Source organism: Falsiporphyromonas endometrii, from assembly GCF_042654485.1.
GTDB lineage: Bacteria > Bacteroidota > Bacteroidia > Bacteroidales > Porphyromonadaceae > Porphyromonas > Porphyromonas endometrii.
This window is the reverse complement of the sequence record NZ_JBHSGO010000033.1, coordinates 1-15,497: the sequence shown is the minus strand read 5'-3', so window position 1 is coordinate 15,497 and position 15,497 is coordinate 1. Positions and strand designations below refer to the sequence as shown.

The following is a 15,497-nucleotide window of genomic DNA, read 5'->3' as shown; positions in this document are numbered from 1 at the left end:
ATCTGTTTTAGGAGTTCCTGTGAGTCCAATGGTAGCTCCCATCCAAAAATTGGCTGCTTAAACTCCAAAAATGAGGGGTTGCTAAAAAATTAGAGGCTGAATCATTACGAATAATGACACAGCCCCCTATTTTTTTCGATTCATCATAGATAAATAGGAAGCGTTGCTTCATTCTTCTAAAACACAAATCATCAGAAAATTGACTAGATAGATAAGAGTGTGATGGTGTGGCTTCTTCACAAGTTTACGTGGGGTGCTGTTGTCTTGTCATTACTGTATCTAGAGGGATAATTCTAAAGAGCTTGTGTTTAGCAGTTGATGAGTACAGACTCCACGCTTCTTCGTAATGACTAAGTAATCAATGTCTCCCATAGGAGTCTGAGGGGACACACTAACTGCTAAACTATGAAGCAACGACTATTATGGCTTTGGCTACTTTCAGTAGCTTTACTATTCTCTAACGTATCAACTGCGAGATCTCAAAGTATTTGGGTGGAGGGTGTTTGGATATCTCTATCAGAGAGCAATCCGAACGTCCTCGAAGGAAAAGGTGAGGGGCGTGACGGATGTGTCAGCTATGACGCTGAGACTAAGACCCTCACACTAAACAATGCAATCCTTAAGTCTAGAGAGCAAACCAGTAGACTATCGATTATAAACACGAAATCCGATACTGTCACTGTGCGCCTAGTCGGAGAGAACAGTATGCTCGCTTTTTCTACAAATACAGTTAAGATAAGTGATTCAAACGTTCGTCTTACGGGTCCAGGATCTATATCTGTATCTAATGGCAACGATGATCACCTCATAACCTTTTCGGTAAATGGTCCTGGAGCTAGCTTGCTTGTTGATAGCACAACGCTTATAGTGGATGGCTCTTTACAAAATCCACAATGCGATGCTAACTTGGTTATAAATCATTCAACAGTAAAGGCTGGAGAAACTGCTTTTAAACAGATCACCCTCAACGATTGCTATTTCTCAGAGCCTGAAGGCGCTTTTGTTGGTTCTATTGAGGATGAATTAGGTACACTCCAAGCTATCGCAGATCAATATGGCAATCTGGCACAGAGCTACACAATCTTACCAGGAAGCGTAACAACGTATCCAATCGTGGTGGCTGGAATAGGCATTTCCTCAAAAAACCAAGAGAATGTACTCGCTGGACAGGGTGTTGGTAAAGATGGTGCTGTACGATATGATGCAGAAAATAAGACGCTCACGTTAGAGAATGCTAACCTTACGACGAAGGACGATATGGTTATGCTCAATATTAATGAGTTTGGTCCCGACACGCTCACAATCAACCTCATCGGAAAGAACCATATAGAGAGCAATGGTAATGCTTTTGCTTTTGAAAAAAGCACCGTGCGCATTACAGGTAAAGGCTTACTAGAGAGTATTAGTACAGACTCTAACCATATGGGTATAGCGCCTCTGGGTGAAGGAGCTAACTTGGTCATCTCTAATACGATGGTTACAGCAAAGGGAGGAGCTGCCATATTTGATCCTAACTTTGGAGCTACTCTGACGATAGAGAGATCTAAAGTAAGTGCTGAGGGTGGTGTCGTTGCTAAGACGATCACGCTCAAGGATTGCTTCGTTGAACTTCCGACAGGAGGAAGAGTTGATAAAGGCTCTACACCGGATGGCACGAAATTGATGGGTGTATGGAATGCTTTGGGCAATATAGCTTCCTCTTGTATCATCCTGCCTGAGTCTCATCGCTCTACAGACTATGTAGAGTCAAGTGAAGTGAAGATACAGTTCCATTCTATAACTAAGGAACTACATGTGTCTGGACTGACGGCTGGAGAGAAAGCTTACCTATTTGATATGATGGGTGTGGCTGTTGCTGAGTTGGTTGCTGATGCTGAGGGTATAGCTATACAGTCGCTAGCGCAACTACCAACAGGGAATTACTTAGTAGTAACTACTAAGGGAACTTATAAGTTCGCTTTAGCACAATAAGCTACTGGCCAAAAAGCTACTGAACATGAGGCTGTGTCATTATTCGTAATGATTCAGCCTCATTTTTTAGCACCCCATCATTTTTTGAGTGTAAGCTTCCAATTTTAGGTGAGGGCTAAAATTAGACTCACAATTATCTGGAGAATTGTATCCGTTTTTCAGCCTCTTTGCATTCATTTTCTCTATATTAAAAGCTATGTGGATATGAGAAATCATCGGTTTATATCTCTGGTAACCAACTGATATGTATTTAGATCTGAGAGAAATCATAGAGATTTATCGCAAAAGATGGGAGATAGAGCTCCTTTTTAAGTAGCTCAAACAGAATTTTCCGCTTAAATACTTCTATGGCGAGAATGCCAATGCCATCAAGATACAGATATGGGTAACGCTCATTGCCAATCTCCTCTTAACGATCATAAAGAAAAGACTTACCCGCTCTTGGAGCTTTTCCGGATTGGCAACCATGGTAAAAATAACCCTGATGTACTACGTAGACTTCTATAGCTTGTTCGATCACTCCTAAAAAGACTGGGAAATACTCCTAAAAGCTCGAGCAGATACTCCTCCAACACTCTCTCTTTTTGATTAGGAGGGGGCTTATCTTGTAAAAATGAAATACTCAACTGCAGATATTCGGCATTTGAGCATCATCAATATGTCCTTTCAAACTTTTATCGGGCAGCAATAATTATTTATCAACTTTCGTATCTTTGTCGGTTAATATGGTCAATTGTTGCCTTGTAGAGTTAGCAACTGATGATGATACAAAATGAATGATATGACGAAAACAAATATTCCTATAGGAGCAGAAGCTCTCCCCTTCGATGCTGATCGCTATTCTGATCTGCGTACGAAAGTAGAAGCAGCCAATAAGATTTGTGTCTTGGGGCATATTGGTCCCGATGGTGATGCAGTGGGCAGCTGTACCGGTTTTGTCGGCACACTTCGCAACGCATACCCGGACAAAGAAATAAACATCATTCTTCCCAATCCGGCTCCGAGGATCCTTGACGGACTTTATCTTATTGATGAGATTTACATTTACGATCAAAATCATACGATCAATGTCGATGCAGAAAAACTTATTTTGGATGCCGATCTTATTTTTTGCTTGGACTTCCAATCACCCGAACGGGTTGGTCAAAAGCTTTCTACTGTCCTAATTGACAGCAAAGCACCTAAGATATTGATTGATCATCATTTGTATCCCAATTTAGATTTCTTCTGTCTATCCTTCAGTTTTCCCGGGTCGTCTTCTACTGCTGAGTTGGTATTCAACCTTATCCACGCTGTTGGTTGGCAAAAATATATTACCCCGGAGATAGCCAAATCTATTCTTTGCGGTATTATTACAGATACGGGATGTTTTAGTTACCAGTCTGAAAAGTCTACTGTATTTGAAGTTGCCGGAAGGCTTTTGGATTATGGTGCAGATAAAGAGGCTCTTATTCATGAGATTTACCATCGCAATACCATGTCTCAAGTGAAGTTAAAGGGTTATGTAATGGGCGAAAAGCTCACATTCGTTCCCGAGATTGGGTTGGCATATTTCATTTTGACCAAAGAAGAGATGGTTAGATTTGGTGTAAAAGATGACGAGACCGAGGGCTTTGTCAACGAACCTCTCAACATAGAGGGAATACATTATTCGTTCTTTATCAGACAACGTGACAATCTTCTGAAAATATCATTTCGATCACAAGGAGACTACCCTGTCAATGAAGTTGCTACCAAACTCTTTGGTGGTGGAGGCCATAAGAATGCCGCCGGAGCCGAATACCATGATGTATCCAATCCGGAAATTCCGGCAAAGATGATCATTGATGAGTTCAAGAAAATTCATAACAAATAAAACAAAGACTTATTATCTTAGCGAAAAGAAAATTATAGCTTATGAAAAAGACAACCATATTCCTGATGTTGTTCAGTTTATTCTGTGCTACCATCACACTTACATCTTGCGATAAGAAAAGCATTCGTTCAGTTTCGAGAATGAAAAAAGACGAACGAAAGATTATCGCACAGTTTATTGATGAGAATAATATTAAGGTCAAGACTGCTTCTGACAAGCAGACCGAATTTGATCCTAATATAATGTATATCATGCCCAATGGGCTGTATATGCAAGTACTGGACAAAGGAAATGAAGAGCGTGCAGTCGAAAATAAAACTCACATATACATTCGCCTCAAAGGAGAAGTGCTGGATCCAAAAGCTCCGGCAAATCGCAAACTCGATTTCAACAGCCTCTCTTCCGGCAAATATCAACCTATCGAATTTATCTACCGCAACTACTATCAGCAGGGAGAAATTCATTTTGAGCTCATCAATCCGGATCCGGGTTACAATCTTACACAATACATGTGTGAAGGGCTTGCTTATCCGATGTCATTATTAGGAAATCACGCACGCGCGAAGTTGATCATACCTTTTGTCATAGGACCCGATTTCCTTTACGAATCAGGCAATCCGGTATATGTGGAAGAAGTTGAATATACATTTAGATAATACGGAGGGCAAAATGTCTTTAATTAAATCTATTTCAGGTATCCGCGGAACAATTGGCGGTAAGAAAGAGGAGGGACTCAATCCTCTCAGCATAGCAAAATTCGTAACAGCATATGCCACTTTTATAAAGGAATCTACAAAGGTAGATGCTCCAAGAATCGTTGTCGGACGAGATGCCCGCATATCCGGACCAATGGTAAAACACATTGTAGTTGGCTCTTTGATGGCTTCAGGATGTGATGTCATCGACATTGATCTTGCAACTACTCCTACGACAGAAATGGCTGTACAACACTACAAAGCCGATGGTGGTATTATTATCACAGCCAGCCACAATCCAAAACATTGGAATGCACTTAAGCTATTGGACAACAATGGCGAATTTCTCAATGACAAGCAAGGGAAGATGGTGCTCTCAATGGCTGACAACGAAGCCTTTAACTTCTCAGAAGTAGATAAGTTGGGTGAAGTGGTTGTTGATGAAGATTATACCGACGAACATATTCGCCAAGTCTTGGATTTGAAGGTAGTTGACCAGAAGGCCATCAAAGAGGCTCACTTCAAGGTTGCTGTTGATGCTGTAAATTCGGTTGGAGGTATTGCTATACCCAAACTTCTTACAGCTCTTGGGGTCGAAGAAATTGTACCTCTCAATACAGAACCTAATGGAAACTTTGCACACAATCCGGAACCATTACCCAAACACCTTACAGAGATTTGCAGCCTTGTAAAGGAGCAAAAATGTGATTTGGGTGTCGTAGTTGACCCGGACGTTGACCGATTGGCATTGGTAGATGAGAATGGCAATTTCTTTGGTGAAGAGTACACTTTGGTAGCTGTAGCTGATTATATTCTTTCGGTATCCGGTGCCGGCAATACAGTCTCCAACCTCAGCTCAAGCCGAGCCTTGAGAGACATTACAGAAAAACATGGAGGCAAATACTCAGCTGCTGCTGTTGGGGAAGTCAATGTTGTTGCCGAGATGAAACGTACCAATGCCGTGATTGGTGGAGAAGGCAATGGAGGTGTTATCTACCCGGAACTTCATTATGGAAGAGATGCACTTGTTGGAGTTGCCATAATTCTTACCATGATGGCTAAACGTAAGCAAACTCTTAGCTCAATCAGAGAGAATCTTCCAACTTACTTTATGTCTAAGCAAAGAGTAGAGGTTCCTGAAGGTACCAATACCATTGAGGTACTAAACAATTTTGCAGAAGTGATGAAAGAACATCATCCAATCACCATTGACGGTGTTAAAATTGACTTCGAAAAAAGTTGGGTACATGTCAGACGAAGCAATACAGAACCTATTATTAGGGTTTACACTGAGGCTCCGACACAGAAAGAAGCAGACGATTTGGCTCTGAAGTTCGTAGATAAGATCCAAGAGGTATTGAAAAAGGCTTAAATCGCCCTCTCATATGACTGTCATATTATAATGACACCCCCCAAACAATTGTTTTGGAAGATTGTTAGAAGCTGTTTTTCAATAGGTTAAAAACAGCTTCTAACAATTATAATCAGATAGATTGCACAATTCATAGATAATCAACAATGGCACGCAAACGTAAACCATTACCCCTATTAAAAGACGTTGAGATTACAAATATTGCCGGAGAAGGAAAAGCCATTGGCAGAGTCGACGACCTCGTTGTCTTCGTACCATATGCCGCTCCGGGAGATATATGCGATATACAGGTAGTCAAAAAGAAACATTCATATATAGAAGGTCGTATCGACAAGATTACTACCCTTTCGCCTGAACGAACCGAACCGGTTTGCCGACATTTTGGACATTGTGGCGGATGTGCTTGGCAACATATCCCATATGCCAAACAACTTGAAGCCAAGCAACAACAGGTAATCGATGCTCATAGCAGACTTGGCAAAGTCTTTCCGAAAGAATATCTTCCCATCGTGGGAGCAGATGAATGCTACCATTATCGCAACAAACTTGAATTTACATTCAGCAACAAAAGATGGCTTTTGCCGGGCGAAATGCCTCAACAACTGAATGAAGATGGCGAAAAGGTTAATATCCCTTTCAAAGAACCTGGCCTCGGATTTCATGTACCAAAACTCTTCGACAAAGTAATTGACCTGCAAGAATGCCACTTAGGCAGGCCTATTGTAGAAAAGATCAGACAGTTCGTTCGTGATTGGTGTATCGAGAGGATTGAAGATTATCCCTTCTTCGACCTTAGAGCACAGGAGGGTTTTATGAGAAACTTAATGATTCGAACCACTTCCACCGGGGAGATAATGGTCCTTGTCATGTTTTTCTTGGATGACAAAGAGAAAAGAGACACCTTGCTCAATGCGATCAATATTGCTTTTCCGGAAATTACCTCCCTGCTATATGTCATTAACCCAAAATGCAATGACACGCTACAAGATCTCGATATAGAGGTATATTCCGGGCGCAACTACATTGTTGAAGAGATGGAAGGGCTAAAGTTTGGTATCGGTGCAAAATCATTTTACCAGACCAACAGCCATCAGGCCTACAAGCTCTATTCGGTTGTAAGAGATTTTGCACAATTAGAACAGGAAGACTTGGTTTATGACCTATATACCGGAACCGGCACAATTGCATCTTTCGTATCTCGCGGATGCAAAAAAGTTGTAGGAATCGAATATGTTGAAGATGCGGTCAAGGACGCGCGCATCAATTGCGAAATCAATAACATCGGCAACTGCACATTCTTTGCCGGCGATATGAAAGATGTCTTAAATGATGAGTTTATCCAGACCAATGGCAAACCGGATGTAATTATTACCGACCCTCCAAGAGCCGGTATGCACAAAGATGTCATCGACACCATCCTAAAGATTGCTCCCAAACGAATTGTATATGTCAGCTGCAACCCATCTACACAAGCCAGAGATTTGGCTCTCTTGATGGAAGACAGAAGATACAGACTGCTCAAATCTCAGGCAGTGGATATGTTTCCACAGACACATCATATCGAAAATGTTGTATTACTTGAAATCAAAGATGAGTTTTGATTGCAACACATTTTAGATTGAGATAGATTGATGAAAAAGAAAGAGATTTATAGGATAGCAATCGGTTGTCTTGTTGCCCTGATTGCATATTATATATTCACATTTGACCTCTCAAGTTGTAGAAGGAGTGTCACGAGTGAGACATTACCTGTCAGTGATTCAATACCGGATACATTGAGATTTGTAACCTTATCCGGTTCGACAACCTACTTCTATTTTAGAGGAGAGGACATGGGATATGAATATGATCTTGCCAAACTTTATGCACAATCTATCAAGAAACCATTTAAACTTATTGTTGCGGCCAATACCAAAGAGATGCTGGATGCCATTGATTCAGGCAAAGCAGACCTCTGTATCACGCCACAAGCTATCACACAGACGGCAAAAAAGAAATATCAGTTTGTCGGTCCGGTAGAGCGATCGGCTATGGTCTTGGTGCAAGTCAAATCAGATAGCATGGTCACCTCCACGGCCCAACTGCCCGGCAAAGAGGTATGTGTTGCCGAAAAGACAAGGGCAGCAAATCGTCTAAGACATCTCAATGAAGAGCTGGGAGGGGGCATCAAATGTACAATCCTTCGAGGAGACACCATCACTGATGAAGATTTGATTGAAGATGTGGCAGAAAAGAAGATCAAATTGACATTTGCCGATGAGAAGCTTGCTATGCTAAGTCGAACATACTACGACAATATAGATATATCAGTAGAGGTCGGACTCAAACAAAGACTTAGTTGGATTGTCAAAAAGGATCGGATCATGCTTGCCAAATCAATCAATGATTGGGCTAAAACAATCCCCAACAAATCGGCCTACCTGTCTATTTATAAAAGGTATTTCGAACAAAGCAAAAATGATTCGGACAGCAGTTCAGAAGAGATTGTATCAACCAAGAATAAAAGAAAGCACAGGCTTACCAAAGGGAAACTCAGCCCTTATGACGATCTCTTTAAGCATCATGCAATGAGATTGGGATGGCCTTGGCAACTTCTTGCCTCCATTGCTTACACCGAATCAAGATTCAACCCTAAGGTCATCGGTTGGAGCAGTGCAAGAGGCCTGATGGGGATTATGCCTGCTACCGGCAGAAGATTTGGTGCCAACAATCAACAGCTACTCGATCCGGAAACATCTATTAGGGTAGCTGTAGATTGTCTTTTAGCAACAAAAAAGGCATTGGGGATCAAGGGCAATTCTCCCGACGAAATTAAGATTACCCTTGCTGCTTACAATGTTGGACCCGCACACGTACAAGATGCTCAACGACTTGCCAAAAAATATCATCACAATCCATTGATTTGGTCTGAACATATCGAAAAGTATCTCAGACTTAAGAACGACCCCGTCTACTACAACGACTCTGTATGTAAAGCGGGATATCTCCGAGGAGGAAGTGCCACAAGATATGTCAATAAGATTATGAACTGGTACGAATCGCATAAGCATTAAGAATGTAAGATTGGATCTTGCAAAAAACCTTCTCTTCAGCATCCACACTCTTCGAAATGTCTCCACTTATCATCCAAACTTGCTACCTTTGGAAGTCAAGGTCAGATATTACAGATTACCCAAAATAAACAAGCACTTCATGATGAAGAGACTTGCTGTGAGACCTTGATTGATGTGATAACATAAAAAGATCAGTAAAGATGAACCTAAAAGAAGAATTAGATATTGACCGCAATCATCTGTGGCATCCCTATACATCAACAATCGATCCACTTCCTGTATATCCTGTCAAAAATGCAAACGGAGTACGAATATATCTTGAAGACGGCACTGAGCTAATAGATGGAATGAGCTCTTGGTGGGCATGTATCCATGGATATAATGTTCCTGAACTCAATGAAGCAGCCGAGAAGCAGCTCAAAGAGATGAGCCATGTAATGTTTGGCGGCATGACACATAAACCGGCTGTCGAACTTGCCGAACAACTGCTTGAGATCTTACCCAAAGGACTTGATCAGATATTCTATGCAGACTCCGGGTCGGTAGCTGTAGAGGTTGCTCTTAAGATGGCTATCCAATATCAACATGCCAAAGGGGAGAAGCAGAGATTCCGCTTTGCCACAATCAGACGCGGCTATCACGGAGATACTTGGCATGCGATGAGTGTATGTGATCCGGTTACCGGCATGCATAGTCTTTTTAGTGGAGCTTTGCCCACACAACACTTCATCCCCAGCCCTTCATGCAAATACAATGAAGAGTGGGACGAGAGTTGTCTTGACCCTCTCAAAGACTTGATCCGGCAATATGGCAACGAATTGGCAGCTCTTATCCTTGAGCCCATTGTTCAAGGAGCGGGGGGCATGTATTTTTATCACCCCAACTTTCTTAAGGAGGCACAAAAGCTTTGTCATCAAAACGGCATTGTGCTTATCTTCGATGAGATTGCCACGGGCTTTGGTCGTACTGGAAGGTTGTGGGGAGGATCTCATGCTGAGGTTATCCCTGATATTATGACCATAGGTAAAGCCATTACCGGAGGATATATGACTCTATCTGCATCCATCACAACAAAGGAAATTGCCGACACGATATGCTCGGGCGAGGCAGGTTGTTTTATGCACGGTCCAACATTTATGGGAAATCCGATGGCTTGTGCTATTGCCACAGCAAGTATCAAACTCCTTCGTTCAACTCCATGGCAAAAAAGGGTTAAGGCGATTGAAGAGCAACTCAAAGAAGAACTTGCTCCGGCAGCTTCTCTTGATTGTGTCAAAGAGGTTAGAGCCCTGGGAGCTATCGGCGTCATCGAAACAAAGACTCCTGTAGATATGGCAAAGATGCAACAAGCTTTCGTAAGGGAGGGTATTTGGATCCGGCCCTTCAATTGCAACTGCTATATCATGCCTCCCTATATCATCAACTCGGATGATTTGAGTAAACTTACACATGGACTTATCAAAGTAATCAAAGAGACTTTCTGACATTCATCCCCGAAAGTAGATATACCTCCAATTATCATAGCTATTTACAATGCTCGAAGACAGACTTAAAGAGGAGTTGATTCAAATCGAAAAGATGGGATCACTTCGTCAGTTTAGGACTATTTCTTATCTCAACGATCAATTTACAATCAATGGCAAGCCAATGATCAATCTTGCTTCAAACGATTATCTTGGACTTGGAGCAAGAGAAGATCTTGTCGAAATGTTTTTCAAACAAGAGCTCGACCAAAAGCTTCCGACTTCAGCTTTTGGTTCCACTTCATCTCGCCTTCTTACCGGCAATTTCGAGGTGATGGACCAACTGGAAGATCTTCTCAAAAACACTTATCACCGAGAAGCAGCTCTTGTATTCAACAGTGGCTACCATATGAATGTCGGCATCATATCAGCCATCGCCGACAAAAACACACTTGTCATTGCCGATAAACTTGTTCATGCATCCATGATTGATGGCTTGAGGCTTACAAATACTCGATTCGAACGATTTAGGCATAACGATATAGATGGTCTCGAAAGGATTGTCAAAAGAAACATCGACAGCTATGACGAACTAATTATCATGGTTGAAAGTGTCTACAGCATGGATGGAGATGTGGCAGACCTGCGTGAGTTGGTCAATCTGAAAAGAAGATATTTTGACAAGATTATCCTGTATGTAGATGAGGCTCATGCGGCAGGAGTATTTGGGGAAAATGGTCTTGGTCTGTCAGAATCTGTCGGAGTCATCCAAGAGATAGATATCCTATGTGCAACTTTCGGTAAAGCGATGGCCGGAATGGGCGGATACATTGTCACCTCACAAACCATCAAAGACTATCTAATCAATCGATCAAGGTCTTTGATATTTTCGACAGCTCTGCCTCCTATCATCTACCAATGGAATAAGTTTATATTTCAACATATCCGGTCATTCAACGAAGAAAGAAATGCTCTTCACATGAAGGCGGCCAAGATAAGGCAGCTTGCTAAAGACCGTGGGTTCGATATGCCCTCCTCTTCTCAAATCATTCCTTTTATATTCGGAGATAATGAGTTGGCTTTGCAAGCCTCAGATTACCTTAATAAGGAGGGTTACTTCTGCCCTGCTGTAAGACCTCCGACTGTACCACAAGGGACTGCAAGACTGAGACTCAGCCTAACAGCTTCAACAGACATTGCCAACTTAGAAGTGGCTATCGATGCACTTTCAAAATTTAAGAAACAATGAAATACTTCTACAAAATAGATCCGAAAGCAGAGAAGCTTATCCTATTTTTCGATGGATGGTCTATGGATCAGACAGCCATTGAGCATTTGGAACTTCCCGATAGCACAGACCTTATTTGCTGTTATGACTACAGAGATATCCTATTTAACCCTCAGTGTGACTTTACAAAATACAGACAGATTGATCTCGTTGCATGGTCAATGGGGGTATGGGGTGCAGAAACGGTCGCTATCAACAAACAGCTTCCTGAGCTAACCTCTGCTACAGCAATCGCGGGCACACCTATACCGATGCACGATAAATTGGGGATTCCGAGGCGTATGTTTATTGCAACACTAAAAGGCATCTCCGAAGAAAACAGAAAGCGCTTCAATCTTCGTATGTGTGGAGGAAAAGCTCATAGACATCTACTAAAATCACTTGAAAGCAGGACAACACAAGAGGTCAGAGATGAGCTTGACACGGTACGGCAGGCAAGCATGAAACTACAAGGAGAGGACTTTATCCCATCTAACCTGGATTGGACAAAAGCTATTGTCCCCGAAAAAGATCTTATCATACCGCCCGAAAACCAGATTTACTACTGGCAGTCACATCAGATCCCCTTTATAAAAATAGAAGGGGCCGAACATTATGTATTCTCAAACTATCACAAATGGAGCGATATCATTCCTTCAAAAGATTAATTGCAACCAGATTTCAGAAAGCTCTAAGCTCTTATGAAGACAATGCCTTAGCTCAAAAAGAGGCAGTAAAAGAGCTTATAGACAACCTATTGAACATTATTCCAAAAGGTACGATTATACCACAAGTCCTTGAGATAGGATGTGGTACCGGTCTGCTAAGCCGTAAGATCGCAGAGGTATTTCAGATAAAAAACTATACCCTCAATGACCTATTCGAAGATGCAATTACAATTGCCAAAGAGCAGATTGAAAAAGACACAACATGTCACCTCATTTGTCAAGACGCAGAAACATTAGACTTACCAAAAGAGCAATACAGTCTAATTGTCTCTTCCTCAGCCATTCAATGGTTTAAGAATCCACCTCTTTTCTTTGACAATATGTCTAAATCCCTTGCAAAAGATGGACTATTGGCTATATCTACCTATGCACCGGGAACAATGAAAGAGTTTTCTACCCTTACAGGAAAAGGGCTCATTTATCCGAAGATTGAAGAGCTAAAAGAGATGCTTAGCAAAAAATATGACCTGCTTAAGATGTACCAAAGGGAGATTGTCATTCCATTCGACTCGCCATATGAGGTGCTCAAGCATATCAAACATACAGGAGTCTCGGCAAATAACACCCTCGAAGACCTCAACTTTTGGACTCCATCCAAGCTTAAGAGCTTTGTCAATCAATATCAAAATGAATATAAGATAGAAGGAACAAGCAAGGTTTCTCTCACCTACAAGCCAATATTTATACTCGCAAAGCATAAGAAAAAGCTTGCTTCTCATTGAAAAGTAGATGTAGAGAATGTTGCAAAAGGAAACATTCTCAATTTAAAAAGCAAACAGTTTGCTTCATGAGTCCAAAACATTGTTTGAAGTCCTACTTTTTATGCTCTCTAAAAGCTACCATAGCCTCTACAATCCAACACATACAATAGAGTGCCAAGATTGTATTTTATTTTATACCTTCGTCCAAAGCTTCGATAAACCCACATATGTCTTCTGAAAGAGAGTCCAATTTGTCATTGCCTGTTTCCTTTCAATATGGTTTAATGACATTTTGGGATCGACCTCTTCTAAGTGGGTACATCTTATTATACGAAACCAAATTACAGACATTATGAATACTACTGAAATTGCATTTGGACTACTAAATGCTGTACGAAACATGTTGATGTGGATGGGGATGTCAAGTCAGATGGCCAAAGCATTAGACGAATCTATTTTCCTCTGTATCACAGTCGTGGTATCCTTCCTCATTTCTTGGGTCATATACCTGGTTTTAGAGAAATTGTCAAAGAAGGTATTAAAATTCAAACGGCTTACACTTCTTGAAGCAATTTTGGAGAAAAGGTGTCTAAAACACATCTCTCTGGTCTTCCCGGCACTAATTATATCGGCTTTCTTGCAAGTAACATTCAAACACTCTTCTGCTATTTTTAAGATTAGCTCCAAAGTAACTTGGATTTACTTCAGTCTCGCCTTGATGTTAGCTATCAACTCGGTTCTCAAAGCCATGGGAAAAACAATGATGGGGAAAGAAAAGCTACGTAATAGACCTCTCAAAGGACTTGTGCAGATTATACAGGTAATCGTATGCTTCCTTACAGCCATCACTGTTGTAGCAATCATAATAAACAAATCTCCGGTTGCTATCATTACCGGTCTTGGAGCTTTTGCAGCAGTATTGATGTTGATATTTAAAGATACCATCTTGGGACTTGTGGCAGGAGTGCAATTAGCCCAAAATGATATGATTCAGATTGGGGATTGGATTAGTGTACCAAGTGCAAATGTTGACGGAGTTGTACTTGATATCACCCTTAATACGGTCAAGGTTCAGAACTGGGACAATACCATCTCTACCCTACCACCCTATTCGCTTGTATCGGGAGTCTTCACCAACTGGCGAGGAATGTCCGAATCCGGAGGGAGACGAATAGTCAAACAGTATCTCCTCAAACTTGACAGCATCAAACCTTGCACTGAAGAATTCCTAAATCGGATGAAAGAGTTTGATACAGACCTGAAAAAATTTATCGAGATAAAACAACAGCAACAAGATGCAGGTCAAGTTAGAAATACCGAAAACCCACAAAAACTGGTTAACGGTACGATTGAAACTAACGCAGGACTCTTTAGAGCTTACATGAAAATCTACTTGGACAGACATCCATCACTCAACAAAGATCTAACATTAATGGTAAGAACTTTGGATGCAACCCCCAATGGATTGCCACTTCAGCTATACTGCTTCTCTGCCAACAAAGCATGGGAAAGCTACGAGTCAATAGCTTCCGAAATAATGGAACATTGCGTAGCAGTCATGCCTTTCTTCGACTTGGAGCCATTCCAAAACCCATCAGCACAAGACTACATCATCAGTGGTATGTTGGAAGGTGGTACACCATACAAAGAAATAGAAGCCATGACTTGGCATATTCCTAATAAGCCGGAGGCTCCCAAACAGAACGTTCAACAAAAACCATCAAACAAAGTCAATGCATAAATCTTAAATGCATGAGCTTTGTGCCATTACTTTTTGGGAAATAAATCTGCATACAGCCTTTTATAGGCTTTGACATCAACCTTCTAATAAGCCCGAATAGATTTGATTCAATACAATCTGTTCGGGCTTATTTTTATATCTCCATNTTATGGGACGACGGATTTTTCCTTTATGGATGATTTTCTTTGTTGAAGAGCATTGAAAGGTAGGCTGTCCGAGAAAACTCTGTACGATGTACAGCCAAGTCCACAAGACAAATAATGCCGTTTAGTTAGGCGTGATGACAAGAGGTAGGGGATTCAATCTTGTAAGTGTCACAATAGTTTTTATCGGACAGCAATAATCTCCATTATCAACACACAACATTAGGCACCAAACGTAATATCATTATGAAAGCTAAAACAAATTATATCGAGTCAAAAGAAAGACATTATAAAACAATTTATACAATATGATATTTCTATTAAATAGTTTATTACCTTTGAAGAAATGATTGATCTGTAACTGAAAAGAGAAAGATATAATTAGAAGCTGTTTAAAAATTATTCAGAGAATTTATTAAGCAATATTTTGCAGAAAGCAAGTTGAACCATAGCCTCTGCAGTAGCGGCATGAAACTCATAATCAATCGTCAGTCTTCTAAAATTTTCC

11 protein-coding genes are annotated in these 15,497 nt (G+C 41.0%); all 11 read left to right on the top strand.

Features of this window, described 5'->3' with window-relative positions; all coding sequences use genetic code 11:
* The first annotated feature begins 705 nt into the window (after positions 1–705).
* Complete coding sequence (locus ACFO3G_RS01640; RefSeq protein WP_380077355.1) at positions 706–1,971, top strand: hypothetical protein; 1,266 nt, start codon at positions 706–708, stop codon at positions 1,969–1,971.
* A 781-nt stretch (positions 1,972–2,752) separates the two neighbouring features.
* The gene (locus tag ACFO3G_RS01635) at positions 2,753–3,826 is read left to right on the top strand and encodes a DHH family phosphoesterase (protein WP_380077353.1); all 1,074 of its coding nucleotides are present in this window, start codon (positions 2,753–2,755) and stop codon (positions 3,824–3,826) included.
* Positions 3,827–3,867: 41 nt separating this feature from the next.
* Positions 3,868–4,482, top strand: coding sequence for a DUF4827 family protein (locus tag ACFO3G_RS01630; protein ID WP_380077351.1), 615 nt, complete (start codon positions 3,868–3,870; stop codon positions 4,480–4,482).
* A gap of 13 nt (positions 4,483–4,495) precedes the next feature.
* Complete coding sequence (gene glmM, locus ACFO3G_RS01625) at positions 4,496–5,893, top strand: phosphoglucosamine mutase (protein WP_380077349.1); 1,398 nt, start codon at positions 4,496–4,498, stop codon at positions 5,891–5,893.
* A gap of 146 nt (positions 5,894–6,039) precedes the next feature.
* The gene (rlmD, locus tag ACFO3G_RS01620; RefSeq protein ID WP_380077347.1) at positions 6,040–7,494 is read left to right on the top strand and encodes a 23S rRNA (uracil(1939)-C(5))-methyltransferase RlmD; all 1,455 of its coding nucleotides are present in this window, start codon (positions 6,040–6,042) and stop codon (positions 7,492–7,494) included.
* 30 nt (positions 7,495–7,524) lie between these two features.
* Entirely contained in the window at positions 7,525–8,946 is a 1,422-nt protein-coding gene (locus ACFO3G_RS01615) for an MltF family protein (RefSeq protein WP_380077345.1), read from the top strand.
* Between the two features lie 200 nt (positions 8,947–9,146).
* Positions 9,147–10,430 (top strand): adenosylmethionine--8-amino-7-oxononanoate transaminase, encoded by a 1,284-nt coding sequence (gene bioA / locus ACFO3G_RS01610; RefSeq protein WP_380077343.1) that lies wholly within the window; start codon positions 9,147–9,149, stop codon positions 10,428–10,430.
* 49 nt (positions 10,431–10,479) lie between these two features.
* Positions 10,480–11,658, top strand: coding sequence for an aminotransferase class I/II-fold pyridoxal phosphate-dependent enzyme (locus tag ACFO3G_RS01605; protein WP_380077341.1), 1,179 nt, complete (start codon positions 10,480–10,482; stop codon positions 11,656–11,658).
* Positions 11,655–12,344: a DUF452 family protein gene (locus tag ACFO3G_RS01600; protein ID WP_380077339.1), complete on the top strand. Its 690-nt coding sequence runs from the start codon at positions 11,655–11,657 to the stop codon at positions 12,342–12,344. Before ACFO3G_RS01605 ends, ACFO3G_RS01600 begins: the two co-directional genes overlap by 4 nt.
* A complete protein-coding gene (bioC, locus tag ACFO3G_RS01595; protein WP_380077337.1) occupies positions 12,314–13,126 on the top strand; it encodes a malonyl-ACP O-methyltransferase BioC in 813 nt (270 codons plus the stop codon). Before ACFO3G_RS01600 ends, bioC begins: the two co-directional genes overlap by 31 nt.
* Positions 13,127–13,457: 331 nt before the next feature.
* The gene (locus tag ACFO3G_RS01590; protein WP_380077335.1) at positions 13,458–14,846 is read left to right on the top strand and encodes a mechanosensitive ion channel family protein; all 1,389 of its coding nucleotides are present in this window, start codon (positions 13,458–13,460) and stop codon (positions 14,844–14,846) included.
* The last annotated feature ends 651 nt before the right edge of the window (positions 14,847–15,497 follow it).

Bases quoted from the DNA above. Each gene is read 5' to 3' on its own strand.
- ACFO3G_RS01640 (WP_380077355.1), top strand. From the start codon at position 706: ATGCTCGCTTTTTCTACAAATACAGTTAAGATAAGTGATTCAAACGTT.
- ACFO3G_RS01635 (WP_380077353.1), top strand. From the start codon at position 2,753: ATGACGAAAACAAATATTCCTATAGGAGCAGAAGCTCTCCCCTTCGAT.
- ACFO3G_RS01630 (WP_380077351.1), top strand. From the start codon at position 3,868: ATGAAAAAGACAACCATATTCCTGATGTTGTTCAGTTTATTCTGTGCT.
- glmM (WP_380077349.1), top strand. From the start codon at position 4,496: ATGTCTTTAATTAAATCTATTTCAGGTATCCGCGGAACAATTGGCGGT.
- rlmD (WP_380077347.1), top strand. From the start codon at position 6,040: ATGGCACGCAAACGTAAACCATTACCCCTATTAAAAGACGTTGAGATT.
- ACFO3G_RS01615 (WP_380077345.1), top strand. From the start codon at position 7,525: ATGAAAAAGAAAGAGATTTATAGGATAGCAATCGGTTGTCTTGTTGCC.
- bioA (WP_380077343.1), top strand. From the start codon at position 9,147: ATGAACCTAAAAGAAGAATTAGATATTGACCGCAATCATCTGTGGCAT.
- ACFO3G_RS01605 (WP_380077341.1), top strand. From the start codon at position 10,480: ATGCTCGAAGACAGACTTAAAGAGGAGTTGATTCAAATCGAAAAGATG.
- ACFO3G_RS01600 (WP_380077339.1), top strand. From the start codon at position 11,655: ATGAAATACTTCTACAAAATAGATCCGAAAGCAGAGAAGCTTATCCTA.
- bioC (WP_380077337.1), top strand. From the start codon at position 12,314: ATGGAGCGATATCATTCCTTCAAAAGATTAATTGCAACCAGATTTCAG.
- ACFO3G_RS01590 (WP_380077335.1), top strand. From the start codon at position 13,458: ATGAATACTACTGAAATTGCATTTGGACTACTAAATGCTGTACGAAAC.